16 protein-coding genes are annotated in these 14,262 nt (G+C 66.4%); all 16 read right to left on the bottom strand.

From position 1 onward, the window contains the following. Positions 1 to 4: 4 nt before the first annotated feature. Positions 5 to 403 (bottom strand): flagellar export chaperone FliS, encoded by a 399-nt coding sequence (gene fliS, locus BMX36_RS09655; protein ID WP_066780585.1) that lies wholly within the window; start codon positions 401 to 403, stop codon positions 5 to 7. After that, complete coding sequence (gene fliD, locus BMX36_RS09660) at positions 403 to 1,905, bottom strand: flagellar filament capping protein FliD (RefSeq protein ID WP_093064729.1); 1,503 nt, start codon at positions 1,903 to 1,905, stop codon at positions 403 to 405. Before fliD ends, fliS begins: the two co-directional genes overlap by 1 nt. A gap of 87 nt (positions 1,906 to 1,992) precedes the next feature. After that, positions 1,993 to 3,126, bottom strand: a complete 1,134-nt coding sequence (locus BMX36_RS09665) for an EscU/YscU/HrcU family type III secretion system export apparatus switch protein (RefSeq protein WP_093064731.1) — start codon at positions 3,124 to 3,126, stop codon at positions 1,993 to 1,995. After that, positions 3,119 to 3,913, bottom strand: a complete 795-nt coding sequence (fliR, locus tag BMX36_RS09670) for a flagellar biosynthetic protein FliR (protein ID WP_093064733.1) — start codon at positions 3,911 to 3,913, stop codon at positions 3,119 to 3,121. Before fliR ends, BMX36_RS09665 begins: the two co-directional genes overlap by 8 nt. 48 nt (positions 3,914 to 3,961) lie before the next feature. Next, positions 3,962 to 4,234: a flagellar biosynthesis protein FliQ gene (fliQ, locus tag BMX36_RS09675; protein WP_066780588.1), complete on the bottom strand. Its 273-nt coding sequence runs from the start codon at positions 4,232 to 4,234 to the stop codon at positions 3,962 to 3,964. A 66-nt stretch (positions 4,235 to 4,300) separates the two neighbouring features. Beyond that, complete coding sequence (fliP, locus tag BMX36_RS09680) at positions 4,301 to 5,083, bottom strand: flagellar type III secretion system pore protein FliP (RefSeq protein WP_371262861.1); 783 nt, start codon at positions 5,081 to 5,083, stop codon at positions 4,301 to 4,303. An 80-nt stretch (positions 5,084 to 5,163) separates the two neighbouring features. Beyond that, positions 5,164 to 5,433 carry a FliO/MopB family protein gene (locus tag BMX36_RS09685; RefSeq protein WP_066780590.1) on the bottom strand — a complete coding sequence of 90 codons (270 nt, stop codon included), beginning with the start codon at positions 5,431 to 5,433 and terminating at the stop codon, positions 5,164 to 5,166. Between the two features lie 9 nt (positions 5,434 to 5,442). Then, a complete protein-coding gene (gene fliN, locus BMX36_RS09690) occupies positions 5,443 to 5,745 on the bottom strand; it encodes a flagellar motor switch protein FliN (RefSeq protein ID WP_066780591.1) in 303 nt (100 codons plus the stop codon). Then, complete coding sequence (locus BMX36_RS09695) at positions 5,742 to 6,680, bottom strand: flagellar motor switch protein FliM (protein ID WP_093064737.1); 939 nt, start codon at positions 6,678 to 6,680, stop codon at positions 5,742 to 5,744. The genes fliN and BMX36_RS09695 overlap by 4 nt, the downstream gene beginning before the upstream one ends. A gap of 6 nt (positions 6,681 to 6,686) precedes the next feature. After that, the gene (locus BMX36_RS09700; protein ID WP_093064739.1) at positions 6,687 to 7,325 is read right to left on the bottom strand and encodes a flagellar basal body-associated FliL family protein; all 639 of its coding nucleotides are present in this window, start codon (positions 7,323 to 7,325) and stop codon (positions 6,687 to 6,689) included. A gap of 20 nt (positions 7,326 to 7,345) precedes the next feature. Beyond that, positions 7,346 to 8,995, bottom strand: a complete 1,650-nt coding sequence (locus BMX36_RS09705) for a flagellar hook-length control protein FliK (RefSeq protein WP_093064741.1) — start codon at positions 8,993 to 8,995, stop codon at positions 7,346 to 7,348. Next, positions 8,989 to 9,417 (bottom strand): hypothetical protein, encoded by a 429-nt coding sequence (locus tag BMX36_RS09710; protein WP_066774791.1) that lies wholly within the window; start codon positions 9,415 to 9,417, stop codon positions 8,989 to 8,991. Before BMX36_RS09710 ends, BMX36_RS09705 begins: the two co-directional genes overlap by 7 nt. Next, on the bottom strand, positions 9,410 to 10,738 hold the full coding sequence (locus BMX36_RS09715; protein WP_066774788.1) for a FliI/YscN family ATPase: 1,329 nt from the start codon (positions 10,736 to 10,738) through the stop codon (positions 9,410 to 9,412). The genes BMX36_RS09710 and BMX36_RS09715 overlap by 8 nt, the downstream gene beginning before the upstream one ends. A 94-nt stretch (positions 10,739 to 10,832) precedes the next feature. Then, positions 10,833 to 11,567 (bottom strand): FliH/SctL family protein, encoded by a 735-nt coding sequence (locus tag BMX36_RS09720; protein WP_093064743.1) that lies wholly within the window; start codon positions 11,565 to 11,567, stop codon positions 10,833 to 10,835. Beyond that, positions 11,560 to 12,570: a flagellar motor switch protein FliG gene (gene fliG / locus BMX36_RS09725; RefSeq protein ID WP_082745886.1), complete on the bottom strand. Its 1,011-nt coding sequence runs from the start codon at positions 12,568 to 12,570 to the stop codon at positions 11,560 to 11,562. Before fliG ends, BMX36_RS09720 begins: the two co-directional genes overlap by 8 nt. Further along, entirely contained in the window at positions 12,567 to 14,261 is a 1,695-nt protein-coding gene (gene fliF / locus BMX36_RS09730; protein WP_066774777.1) for a flagellar basal-body MS-ring/collar protein FliF, read from the bottom strand. Before fliF ends, fliG begins: the two co-directional genes overlap by 4 nt. Between the last annotated feature and the right edge of the window lies 1 nt (position 14,262).

The raw sequence follows: 14,262 nt of genomic DNA on the forward strand, positions 1-14,262 counted from the left end.
CTGCTCAGGCGGCGCGTGCCATTCGCCAAGCGTCCGCAATCTCGCCCAGCATGTCGGCGACCTGCCGGAAGGGGCCTCCGTCATGTCCCAGGCTGGCCTCGATCACCTGCTTGCGCGCGCCCGCATAAACGCGCGCCAGAGTGGCGGACACTTCGGCGCCGCGTTCGAAATCGAGATTGGCCTCCAGCGCGAACAGGATCGCCGTCGCACGGGTGACCCGCTCGCTTTTCACCGCGAACTTCTTGTTCTCCGCAGCCCAGGCGGCGACCCGAAGTGCGTGGCATAGCTCCTCGTAGAGAAGCTGCACCAGCCCGGCGCCATCCACATTGGCGGTTCGCCCGGCCAAGTCGATCTGACGATAGGTCTGCGCGGGATCGCGCGACAAAACAGACGCATAGCCCATCAGTCGTCGCCGTTCGTCCACGCCTTGATCTGGTTTTCCATGAACGTCTGGGTCGATTTGTACGCCGCCACGCGGGCATTCATGGACGCGAACTGCTGCGTCAGTCGCGTCGTCATCTTCTCTTGCTGAAGCGTCAGCTTGTCCTGCTGCTCGGACAGGTCGCTCTGCGCCTGATTGTATCGCGTCGTCGATGCGCCCAGCCCATATAGCGTGCTGGTCGCGTTGAGCTTGATCGAATTCATCGCGGCAAGGACGCCGGATCCGTCGGAGGAATTCGAGAACATCGCCTCGAGAGCGCCGGGGTTGCTGGCAAGCGCCTTGGTAAGCGTGTCGCTGTTCACCGATAGCGTGCCGTCGCGGTTCGTCAGCACGCCGATCTGCGCCAGTGTACGCGGCGTATCCGCCGCCGCACCCGGCAGCAAGTTGCGCAACGTCAGTCCCTTCAGGCCACGCAGCATGTTCTGCGCGCCCGTGTCGCTGCGCAGGTCGCCGGTGATCGGGTCCGTCTGCTTCTGCAGCTCGCCAAGCACCTGATTGAAGGTAAAGACGAAATCCTCGACCGCATTCGTCAGCGCGGTCGTGGGCGTGGAAGAGGAAAGCGTCACCGGGCCGGAGGAGGTAGCCAGCAGATCGAGCTTCACCCCTTCCACCAGATCGCTGACGCTGTTGCTCGCCCGCTCCACCGTGATGCCATCGACGTTCAGAACGGCATTGCCGGCCTTGCCCGTGATGTTCATGCCAGTGGCGTTCGGCCCTACGTTGAACTGAGAAAGATTGCCCGAGGGATCGTTGGTCGCTTCAAGGGTGAAGGCCTTGGCCTCCCCTGTTTCTCCCTTCAGCGAAAGAAAGGCGCGGCCATCGGCATCCGTTACCACCGATGCCGTGACGCCGGCCTTCTTCGCATTGATCGCCGCGGCGATGCTGGTGAGCGATCCGTTGGTGATGTCGATCGCGATCGTGTCTTCGGCCCCGTCGCCGTTGGCGTCCGTCCCCGTCACGCCGGTCATGGCGCCATCGGCATCATAGCTTGCCGTACCCAGCTTCAGCGTGAACGTGCCGGAGCCGATAACCTCGCTCTTGGATGCCACGCTTGCACTGGACACTGCGGTCTGCGCCGTGGCCAGTCGGTCGACCTGGATGCTAGCCGTCAGGCCCGTAAGTTTGGCGCCGGAGATCGCCGTTGCGGAGAGTACCGACCCGTTGCTGCTCACCGGCTGCGACTGCAGCGTGCCGCCCTTCACCAGCGCTTCCAGCGCCGCGGTAAAATCGGTGATTGCGCTCTTCAGCGTCGACACACCGGACAGCTGCGCCGTCAGCTTCTCGGACTTGGCGGTGAGCGCCGCGCTCTTGGCGGCAAATTGCGCTTCGACCAGGCTTGTGACCAGCGTGCCGGTGTCGACCCCCGACCCGGTGTCCAGCGAGGTAAGCAGGGCGCTCGCCGCCGACTTCGTGACGCTCGATGTGGTCGCGGTTGTGGCGGCGGTGCTGGAGACGGTTGTCATGACATGAAGGTAAACGACCGTTTGAGCCCCAGCTTTAGCGCTGCTGCTGTATGCCAGTCGCTCGCGATACAGCCGCCGGACGGGCCCTTAATGGAGGGCGGCGCCATTCTCGTCGAAGCGCGCGCCGAGCGGTACCTCGATCGACGGCAGCGGCGCGGTGCCGCCCATGCGTTCGTTCAGGCCGAAGACGAATGCGAGCACCGTGGCGATCGCCATGTAGAGATCGTCACGGACTTCCTGGTTCTCGCGGCTGGTATAGTAAACCGCGCGGGCCAGCATGGGGTATTCAAGAATCGGAACGGCAAGCTCGCCCGCAAGTTCGCGGATCGCGAGCGCGGTCGCGCCGCGCCCCTTGGCCACCACCACCGGTACCTGATCCCGCCCGCGATCATAGCGCAGCGCAACCGCGAAGTGCGTCGGATTGGTGAGCACCACATGCGCCTCTCCGACAGCGCGGCGCGTGGAGCGGGAGAGCATCGCGTGTTGGCGTGAACGGATCTGCGCCTTGACCTCCGGATTGCCCTCGCTCTCCTTGTGCTCGTCCTTCTGTTCCTGCTTGGACATGCGCAGTTTCTTCATGCGCTGAAGGGCCTGCAACGGAACGTCAATGAAGGCGATCGCAACCAGGCCCATTGACATCACGATCATCAGCGTCGTCAGCGTACCGCCCAGCGCATCCACCGCGGCGCCCAGATTGGCGCGCGCCAAGCCCAGCGTCGTGCGCGCGGTGCTCATCAGCAGCCACCCGCCGATCGACCCCAGCAGCGCCACCTTCAGAAGCGATTTGCCCAGTTCGATCCAGCCGTTCATGCCGAAGATGCGCTTCAGCCCCGATGCGGGATTGATGCGGTTGCCCTTGGGCGCAAGCAGGCCGGCATTGAACTGGAGCGAGCCGAGCGCGGCCTGACTGAGCACGCCAGCGGCCATCACGATCGCGAACAGCGTGCCGAACGCCGGCAGCAGCTTCCACCCTGCGGCGGCGAGCGGCCGGAGCGGCTGGAAATCCTCCACATCGCTACGCGTGAACTGGAAGCTTTCGGCCATCACGCCCTTGCAGGCGGCGACCAGCGAAGGCCCGAAGAAGACGAGCCACGCCACACCCGCAAGCGCGACCAGCGCCGTGGCGAATTCTCGCGACTTGAGAACGTCACCCTTCTTCCGCGCGTCCTTGAGACGCTTGGGTGTCGGGGCTTCTGTCTTTTCGCCGAACTCGTCAGCCAAGTACCAGGCTCCGTGCCGCTTCCAGGCCTTCGCGTACGACGACCATCATGTAATCGCCCATTGCCGGAAAGGCGGCCGCCATCGCGATCACGCCCACGGCAAGGCTTGCCGGCAGGCCGATCGAGAAGAGGTTCAACGCCGGTGCCGACCGCGAGATCATACCGACCACCAGATTAAGGCAGAGTAAAAGAAAGCCGACCGGAAGGGCGAGCAGCAGGCCGGCGAAGAAGGCGTAGCCGCCGAACAGGGCGATATCGCGCAGCTGCCCTGGCGCGAGCCATGCGGCGCCCGGCGGCAGTGCGGTGTAGCTGCGTGCCACTGTTTCCACGAGCACCAGATGGCCGTCGATCGACAAGAAGAGCAGCGTCAGCAGGATGGACAGGAACTGGCCGATGGCGGGCGACGATCGGCCCGAATTGGGGTCGATCATGTTGGCAAATCCGATCCCCATCGATCCGCCGATCACCTCGCCCGCGATCAGCGGCGCCGCAAAGGCGATCTGGAGGATGAAGCCGAGCGCCAGGCCAACCATCGCCTCGGCGGCGATGGCAAGGAAGGTGGCAAGGGCGAACACCTGCGGCGGCGGCGTCACGTCGTGCATGCCCAGCACCAGCACGCCGACGGCGCCGGCAAGCACGACACGCACCTGCAACGGCACGGACACGTTGCCGAAGACCGGCGCCGCGACGAACGCCGCGCCCACCCGCACCATGACAAAGATCAATGCCCAAAGCTGGGGCTCGATCGAAAGGCCAAAGCCTAGCACGGCCGATGCTCCAGGCCGCATCGGGCGCGTTCATTCAGCCCGGCCAGGATTGCGCCCCCGCCCACCGGGTCAGCGGACCAGATCGGGAATGCGCTCGAAGATCGAGACGGTGAAGTCGCTCAGCAGCCCCAGGATCATCGCACCGAAGATCACCAGCGACAGGCCGACCACGATCAGCTTCGGTACGAAGCTCAACGTCTGCTCCTGGATTGAGGTCGCCGCCTGGATCATGCCGAGGATCAGGCCGGAAACCAGCGCCGGGATCAGGATCGGCGCGGCGGCGAGCGCGAGCACCCACAGGGTCTCGTTCGCGACGGTCAGGAAATAGTCCGCGTCCACCATTGCTTCGTCCGATCCAGTTTCACTCGTTCGCCGCGGCCAGCGCCCAGCCGCACGTGCCCTGTCCGGTTAGGGCGCGAAGCTGTTGGCGAGACTTCCCATGGTCAGCGCCCAGCCATCCACCAGCACGAACAGCAGCAGCTTGAACGGAAGGGAAATGATCGTCGGGCTGAGCATCGCCATGCCGAGCGCCATGAGCACCGTCGCCACCACCAGATCGATGACAAGGAACGGCAGGAAAATGAGGAAGCCGATCTGAAACGCGGTTTTGAGTTCGCTGGTCACGAAAGCCGGCAGCAGCACCGAGAACGGAATGTCGTTGGGGCTGGCATAGGGGCCGGACTTCGCCATCTCCGCGAACATCGTCACATCCTTCACGCGCGTCTGCTTGGCCATGAAGGCATGCAGCGGCGCGCCCGCGGTCTTGATCAGGTCGGTGCCCCCGATCTGTCCGGCGGCATAAGGCTGAATTGCGGTGGTGTTGATCTGGCTGATCACCGGCGCCATCACGAAAAACGACAGGAACAGGCTGAGCCCGATGAGGACCTGGTTCGGCGGTGTCTGCTGCAGGCCCATCGCCTGGCGCAGGATCGACAGCACGATGATGATCCGCGTGAAACTCGTCATCATCAGAAGGATGCCCGGCAGGATGCTGAGCAGCCCCATGATGATGAGCACCTGGAGCGACAGCGACATGGAGCCGGAGCCGTTCGGGCCGCCACCAAGCTGGCCGAGCGCGCGGTCCACCGCATCGCCCGCCCCTGGCGCGGCGGGAGCGGCCGGCGCGACCTGCGCGAACGCAGGCATCGCCACCATCAAGGCTACCAGAAAGGCAAGGCCGATCAGCAGCACCTTGTACCAGGAGAACCCGGCTGAGGGGCTGCGCTCCACATCGCGGAACAAGGCAGGGCCACTGCCGACCCGGGTCACACTCACGATACGGACCTTGGCGCGTCGGCTCGGTCGACCAGCGTCACACCGCCACGACCCACTGATACGAGCAGGCGCTTGCCCTCGAATTCAACAACCGCCAGCCGCAGGCCCGGCGAGATCATCATCGTCTCCTTGACGTTGATCAAGCGCGCTTCCGCACGCCCCGGCATCCGGCTTTCCAGGCGTCGCCAAAGATACAGGCAGCCGATCATGAGGCCGCAGACCAGCGGCAGCAGGACGATCAGCTTGAGAATATAGGACCACATCATGAGCGTGGATCAGCCGCGCTTGTCGGGATTGACCAGTTCGGTCATGCGCACGCCGAAGCGATCGCCCACCGTCACCACCTCGCCGCGCCCGATCAGCGTGCCGTTCACGAACACGTCGAGGAGTTCGTTAGCCTGTCGGTCCAGCTCGATGACGCTTGATTCGCCGAGTGCCAGCAGTTCGCGCAGGGTGAGCTGCGTCGAGCCGATCTCCACCGTCAGCTTCACGTCCACGTCCTGCAACAGGCGGAAATTCGCCGCCAGCGCGCCGTCGCCAAGATCCTTGGGCGGGAAGCCGCCGCTCATGTCGTTCACTGGGTCAATCCTTCGAGAGAGGCGAGCGAGGTCAGTTTGATCGCGGCATGGCCATTGGAAGTGCCAACGGTGCCGGTGCCGAGACGATCGTTGCCGACCATCACCGGCACGTCCTTGCCGAAGCTGATCGGGATTACGTCGCCCGGTTGCAGCGCCATCAGCCGCGACAGGCGGATCGTCGGCTCGGCGAGGACTGAGCGGACCGGAAAGCGGATGTTCATGGCCGCCCGCGTCAGCGCGGTCTGCCACGCTGCGTCCTCGGCCGCCGCTTTGGCGACGACCTTGCCGGTCAGCGCGGTGCCATGCGGCTTCAGCGCGGCGACCGGATAGACGAGATCAATGTACGACGGCTTCGCGCTGCCAGGCGCGATGCCGAAACGGGTGACGATCAGGGCATCCTCGCCATCGAAATTCGACAGCATGGACGCGTTGGCCTCGCACCGCCCCACCGTGAAGCTGACGCGGGCGAGCGGCTCCCACGCGGCCGTCAGCGGCACCGCGATCATCTGCCCCAGGCGACCCACCATCGCCTCGGCGGCAGGAGAAAATTCAACCGGCATGTCCACCGGCGCGGCGCCGGTGCCGCCAAAGAAGAGATCGAGCAGTTCGAGAACGAACCTGCCGTCCAGCACCAGCAATGCCGTGCGATCGTCCATGCCCAGCGGCAGCCAGGCGGTCAGCTTGTCCGGGCGCTCCGCGCGATAATCGGCGAAGCGCTGCACCGCGAGCGGTTCGGCCCAGGCCCGCACTTCCTCGCGTAGCAGCGGCTCGAACACGCCGCGCAGCCCCCGCGCAAGACGCGCGGAGAGATGCTGCAGCGTGTGCAGGTCGCCGAACGGATTGAGCTTCGCCTGCCCCAGGCCACCCGTTTGGAGGGCCTGCGGTCGGGCGCGCTCTCGCCGTTCGCGAGCAAGTTCTGGCTTGGCGTTAACCATATGCGGTCACTGAACAACGAAATTGGTAAAGTAGACGTTACTAACGCCGCCAAAGCCCTCTTTCTGTTCCAGCGTATTGTTGATCGCTACGGTCAGCCGCTTCGCCAGCGCGGCCTTGCCCTGGGAGGAAAACACCTGGTCTTCCGTGGTGTCACCCAGCGCCATCAGGATGGCGGAGCGAATCGCGATATCATTGGTCTTGATGTGCTGGATCACCGTATCGTCGTACGGCGTCGACACCGCGATACCCACCTGCAAGAAGTGGATCGAATCCTGGAGATTCGCGGTAAACTCTTTTTCGAGCGCGAAATAATTGGAGGCGTAGCGATCGCCGCCAGCGCCCTCCGGCGTCGGCTTGCCGGCGTGGCCCGAATCGTCGCCGCCGGCATCGCCGCCGTGACCACCGCCCGATCCGCCACCCTCTTCCGGGCGCTTCTGCTCGCTCTTGGGAACCAGCTTCGGCTTGCCTTCATCCGCCGCATGCGCACTGGCGCCGCCCATCACGCCGGCGCCGGCAGCATAAAGGCCCGCCCCAACGCCGCCGCCGATCAGCACCACGCCGCCGACCGCGATCACCAGGATCTTGCCGATCTTGCCCTTCTTTTTGGGCGCGCCTTCGGCCGCGCCCTTGTCCTTGTCACTCACTGCTCATCGCCTTTCGCCGTTCACGCGATTCGTTCGTCGGAGAGCGCGGCCTCGTCTTGCGCCGCGACGCGCCCAGCTCGATTGGTGGAAAGCGGCGCCGACGAGGGCGCGCGCTGATGCTGCTGCTGCTGTCCGCCATCGCCCTGCCCGCCATGACCGACCTGCCCCGCCTGTGCGGAAAGCTTCAGGCCCTTTGCCTCGGCCAGCTCGGCCAGCTTGGGCTGTGCGTCGGCGAGCAACTGACGCGTTTCGGCCTGCTGCGCGTTGAAGTGGACCGCGACGGCATCACCATCGCGCCGCAAGGTCACGTCGATCGTGCCGAGCTTGTCCGGCACCAGGCGGATGCTGGTATCCACGGCGTTCATCGCATCGCGCAGCATTTCGATCCGCTCGATCATCTTCGTCGGCCATGCCTCATGCGCCATGTCGAGCGCGGCATGGCGCATGCCTTCGATCGCACCCACGGCATGGGGCGCCACGTCAGTGGTCGGCACGACACCGGCGATCAGCACGTCTGCCGGACTGGCCGGACGGTCATCACGCGCGGCGCGATGAATGGCGGCAGCGAACACCTGAGCGGCCGGCGCAACCTGCCCTGCGGCGACCAGCTGTGCCGCCGGTGCGGCTTGAAGAACGCCACCGCCCGCGACGGAAAGCGTCGGAGGCACCACCGGCCGATCCTTGCCGGCGCTTGTCGCCGTCGGCACTTCGCCGCGAACGAGCGGCACCTGCACCTGCGGCAAATGCGGCTTTGTAACGCCTGACGGTTCAGCCATGCCGGTGCGCTCGGCAGCCGGTGGCAAAACCGGCGTTGTCACCACCGGTTGCGGCAACGGGGACGGGGCGGACGCCACCGGCGCGCGCGCCTCTGCGCCGTCGGCGGCCGCGAGGCCCTGTTGCACCATCACCGGCGTCGCAGCTTCTGCGGCCTGGGGTGTCGTCGGCAACCCGGCAGAAGGGACAATGGTGGCAGGCCGGGTACCCATCCCGATCGCGGCGACTGGTTCTGCGTTCACCGAAGCGGCGCCAGGTACGGCAGGCTCAAGTCCAGACACCGGCAATGCCAGGCTGCGCACGGGGGCGATTTCCTCACCGGCAACGGACACGGACGCTAACAGCGCCGAAGGAGTGGCTGCGATGATGGTGCTCACGACCTCCGCCGGGCCACGGACCACCGCCGGTACCACGACATCACCGTACAAAACTGTCTCGCCTGGTGCAGAATTTTCGGCCAGCGCGATGGACGAATACGGCTCGAGGCTCGTGGACAAAGCGTCGGCAAGCGGCTGCCCCAAGCCCGGAAGCGGCTCAAGCGTGTCGACAGCCATGAGCGGCGCGGCGAACGGCGCCGGCGTCAGCGGCGGACAGGTGACCAGCCAGACGGGAGGCGTGATCCAGCCGGCGACCGCCGCTTCCTCACCCTCGGCCAGCTCCTTGCCGGGTGTTGCCGGCAAGTTGCTGCCGCTTTCGCCATCACCTTGCCGCGGCATGACGGGCGCCACACCGGCCGGCAGCAACGCCGCAAAATCGACCGCAGGCGAGCCAACGCCAGGCACTATACCCGGCACACTTGGCATGCCCGATGTCGCCGGAATGTTGGAAAGAACGGGAATGGGCAGCATGGCGGTGGTCGGAATCTCGTCGCTTTGGTCCGACCAACCGTTCAGCAAGGATCGTGCCGAACCGTTCGCGTGATCGGACGGGTGGGCGGCGCATCCTGCAGCGCACGAATGGCACGCAGCGCCGCCTCCGCCTCGCCCCGGGCGATCAGCTTTTCGACAGCGCTCTGGTCGCGCTTCGCCGAGCGGGTAGCTTCCGCGGCGCGATCCGCCTCGACGGCTGCGTTGCGGACGCGATTTTCCACCACCTCGGCGTTGCGGTGCAGCTTTTCCCGGTAATGCGCCATGGCGGCGAAGGAGACGGCAGCGCCCGTGCCCTGCCCCGGCGTAACGGCGGAGGCGAGCTGGGCAATGCGCTGCGACAGCGCGGTTTCGCTGGCGACCTGTTCATGCGCGCGCGTTTCCGCCGCGCGCGCCATGCCAAGCTGAAGCGTGCGGACGCGATGCAGCCGCTGCAGCTTCTTGTTATCCATCGCCGAACACGCCGGTCAGCTCCATCACCGCATCATCCAGCGAGACGCTGGCGTCGGCGTCCTGGCGGATGAATTCCATGACGGCCGGGTGATAGGCGATCGCCGCGTCGATCGCGGGATCGGCACCGGCGCGATAGGCGCCCATCAGCACGAGGTCGCGGTTTTCCTCATAGGTCGCGAGATGACGGCGCAGCACGCGCGCGGCCTGGACGTGCGGCTTTCCAGCGATGTCGGTCATCACGCGGCTGACCGACTTCGACACGTCGATCGCGGGATAAACGGCATGTTCGGCCAGCGCGCGGCTCAGCACGATATGGCCGTCGAGGATCGAGCGGGCGGAATCGACCACCGGATCATTGCCGTCATCGCCGTCCGCCAGCACCGTATAGATCGCGGTGATCGCGCCGCCGGTGTTCACATCGGTACCGGCGCGCTCGATAAGGTTGGGCAGCATGGCGATCGCCGACGGCGGATAGCCGCGCGCGGAAGCGGGCTCGCCCAGCGCAAGGCCGATCTCACGACCGGCATGGGCGACGCGGGTCAGCGAATCCATGATCAGGAGCACGTTCTTGCCCTCGTCGCGGAACGCCTCTGCAATGGCGGTCGCGCGCAGTGCCCCGCGGATGCGCAGCACCGGCGAGTGGTTGGCCGGTACGGCGACCACCACCGAACGCTTGCGCGCCTCGCCCGCCACCTTGGTTTCGAGGAAGTCGGCGACTTCGCGGCTTCGCTCGCCGATCAGGCCGATGACGATCACGTCGGCCTTGGCCGCACGCACCATCATGCCAAGCAGCACCGACTTGCCGACGCCGGAGCCGGCCATGATGCCAACGCGCTGCCCCTTGCCGATCGTCAGCAGGCCGTTGATCGCGCGCACGCCGACGTCCAGCGGCTCCAGCACGCGGCCGCGATCGAGCGGCGACTGGAGCTTGCCGGCAAGCGGCCAGCGCGTTGCCCCGCGGATCGGCCCCAGCCCGTCGATGGGATGGCCGGCACCATCGACCACTCGGCCAAGCAGCGCATCGCCCACCTCTGCCTCGCCCGGCGCACCGGTCGGGCGAACCGGCATCTGCGGAAGCAGCGCGGCCGGCCCGCCAAGGTTCATCAGCAGCGTGCGGCCGTTGCGAAAGCCGATCACCTCGGCCTCCACGCCCACGGCCGCGTCCCCGATGCGACACACCGTCCCGACCGGCAGCGTCAGGCCAACCGCCTCCATCAACAGGCCATCATAGGAGGCAAGCCGACCGGCAACCTTGGGCGCGGGCCGGAAATCGGCATTGCCCAGCGCGTCGAGGTAATCGGCGGTGAAGCGATTGAGCATCTGCGACCTTTGGTAAAATCACTCCCGGTGAGGCCGGGATCCAGTTGCGAGCGCCAGGAGAAATCCCGCGGATTGCCGGGACGGCGCCCGACCGTCAGCCGTTGGGTACGGCAACCTTGTCGAGCGCGCGGGTCAGCTGTTCCAGCCACAGCTCCGGCCCATCCTCGACGATGGTCGAGGCGGCCTCAAGGACGAAGCTGCCGCGGGCGAGATTGCCGTCACCGACCGCAAAGATCGTCTCCGGCAACCGGCCTTCGAGCAGCGGCACGTCAGCCGGATGGACGCGCAGGATCGCACTTTCCGACGCATCGGCCAGCAGGTCCGACGCCGCTTCGACACGGCCGGCAAGCAAATCGGCGGAAATGCCAGCCTCGCCGACCAGCCGGGTGACGAGATGAAGAACCGTTTGGCGAAGCTGCCGCGCAATGCGCTCGCGATCGATCCGCTCATCGGATTTCAGCGCGGCGGCGATACCCTCGATCAGCGCCAGATCGCGCTGCGCCAAGGCCTCATGCTCGGCTCGCGCGGCGGCATAGCCGGCGTCGAACCCGGCCTGGTGCGCCTCCGCCAGCGGGTCAATCGCCGGCCCCTCGGCCATCGCCGCCGCAACCGGATCGAGCGTTGGCGGCTCGGGCTCAGATGCGGGCGCCGCATTCGGCGACAGATGCGGTTCCGGTGACGCCGAAAAGGCCTCTTCGATGCGGGCGATCAGGTCACCGGGCGCGAAGCCGGCGGGCCGATCGGCGAAGACTCGCTGCAGCCGGACCGCCGCATCGTCCTGACGCGGCGCAAAGCCGGCGACGAACACATTTGCCGCTGCTTCAGACATAATCGTCCTCGCCCCCGCCCATCATGATCGTGCCGTCTTTCGCCAGGTTGCGCGCGATGGCGATGATCGCCTTCTGCGCTTCCAGCACTTCGCTGAGCTTCATCGGCCCGCGTGCTTCCATCTCGTCGCGGATACCGTCCGCGGCGCGCGCCGACATGCAGCCGAGGAAGCGACCGCGCGCCGCCTCGTCCACGCCCTTCAGCGCACGGGTCAGGATGTCGCCGTCGATATTGCGGATCAACGTGCCAAGGTTCTTGTCGTCCATGTCGAGCAGATTGTCGAAGACGAACATCGCCTCCTCGATCTGCTTCGCCGTTTCCTTGTCGAGCTTGAACAGCTTGGGCATCACGCGCTGCTCGGTCGCCTTGCGGGCGCCCTGAAGGATCTTGGCCGCCTCGCGCGTGCCGCCCAGCTTCACCTGCGTGCCCTGGGCAGCGCTCACCGCGCGGCTGCCGATCATGGTCTTCAGCGTTTCCACCGCCTCCGGCGTGATCGGGCCAAGCTTCGCGATACGGTGCAGGATCTCGGGCTGCGCGGCATCGGGCAGCAGTTCCAGCACCTGCGCGCCGATCGACGGATCAAGGTTCGCGATCAGCAGGGCGCAGACCTGCGGATGCTCCTTCTCGATCATCGCGGCGATGTCAGTGGCGTCGAGCCAGTCGAGCAGCTCAATCTCGCACGCCGCCTCTGGCGGGGTAATGCGGGCGAGAACGCTCTCGGCCTTTTCCTGGCCAAGCGCGCGGTGCATCACCGCCTCGATCTTTGGCTTCGGATCAAAGGTGATGCCGGTGCGCTCGCGCGCACGGCCCACGAAGTCGTCAAGCACGCCTTCCACGTCCGCCTCGCTGACGTCCGCGACGGTGTACATGGCGCGGCCAAGCTCGCGCACCTCGTCGGGCTCCAGCTTCTGGAGGATCGCCGCAGCTTCCTCTTCGCCGACCAGCATCATCAGCACCGCGGCACGCTCGGTACCAGTAAAGGTGCGAAGCGCGACGTCGGTCACTGCGCGCTTGCCTTCATCATGTCACGCACCGCCAGCGCGGCGCGGGCGGGATTGTCACGGGTGAAGCCGCGCACCTTCCCGATCCGCTCATCATAATTGCGGCTCGCCTCGATCTCGTCGAGCGTGACCGGCGGCGTGACGGCGATCTCGGCGCGAAGGGCAGCGCCCTCCCCGTCTTCGCCACCGCCGTCGGCGGAAAGGCCGAGCGCGCCACGCACCGGCGCTTCTGCTTCTTCCTTCTTCTTCATCAGCGCCTTGGCAAGCGGGCGCACGCCAAGCAGCAGCACCAGCAGCGCGATCACGATCGCGGTGACATTGCGCGCAATCACCGGCATCCAGCTGTTGTCATACCATGCCGGGCCGTCGCTGCCCGCTTCCGCCTCACCGGCGAACTTGCGGCTGATAACGGTGACCTGATCGTTGCGCGCCTGGTCATAGCCGACCGCGGAGCGGACCAGCTCGGTGATCTGGTTGATCTCCATCGCGGTGCGCTTGCCCTTCTCCGGCTCGCGCAGCAGCACCGCGACCGAGAGGCGCTTGACCCCGCCCGGCGCGGCGCGCGTCACGGAAACTTCGCGGCCGAGATCATAGGACCGGGCGAACTGGTCGGATTGCTTGTTCGGATTGGGTGCGGGGCCACCGGGAACGGCCTGAACCGGGCGGCCATCGGCACCAAGCGCAGCCTGCGGCTGCTGCAGCGTGGCGGCGGGCGGCGGCGTGTTGCTGAGCGCACCGGGGATCCCGCCGGGCGCCTGGCCATCCGCTGCCTGCGTGCCGGTCCAATTGCCGGTCTCGGCGCGCAGCGCGCCTTCCTTGTCATAGCTTTCGCGGGTGGCCTGCGTCTCGTCCATGTTGACGTCGGCCTGCACCTCGGCGGTGAAGTTGCCCGCACCGACAAGCGGCGTGAGCAGCTGCATCAGCTGCGTGCGATACTTTTCCTCTACCTGCTGCTGCAGAGCAATGCGCTGCTCGGTGCCGCTCTGCCCCTTGCCGCCCGCCTTGGAGAGCAGGCCGCCCATCTGATCGACGATCGTCACCGCCTCCGGCTTCATGCCCGGAACGGAGGAAGCAACAAGGTTGATGATCGACTGGACCTGCGCTTCGCTGAGCGCACGGCCACCCTGCAGCTTCACCACCACGGAGGCGGAAGGCTGGGCATTGTCGCGCACGAACACGCTCGCCTCCGGCATGGCGAGATGTACGCGCGCCTCGGTGACGACGTCGATCTCCTGGATCGACCGGGCAAGCTCGGTCTCGCGCGCCTGGCGCAGGCGCTCACCCTCGACGGCGCGGCTGACACCCATCGGCAGTTGATCGAGGATCGCATAGCCGCCCGGCGCCGCCTTGGGCAGGCCCTGTCCGGCAAGCAGCAGACGGGCGCGGGAATAATCTTCCTCGTTCACCGTCACGGCATCGGTCGCATCGTCGATGTGGCTGTCGATGCTGGCAGCGGTCAGCGCCTGAGTGACGGCCGCCTTGTCGGCATCGGGCAGGCCCGAATAAAGCGTCTTCTGCGGCGCCCCGGACAGCGCGGACCAGGCAAGCGCGGAAGCGCCGATCAGGCTGACCATCAGCGCCATCGGACCGGCGCGGCGAACCGCGGGCTGCGCGAAGACACCCTGGATCTGCTTCAGCGGATTGGCGAAGCGTTCCGGGATGACGGCGTTCGAAGGGGCAAGTGCGTTAGCCATA

This window comes from Sphingomonas sp. OV641 (genome assembly GCF_900109205.1).
GTDB lineage: Bacteria > Pseudomonadota > Alphaproteobacteria > Sphingomonadales > Sphingomonadaceae > Sphingomonas.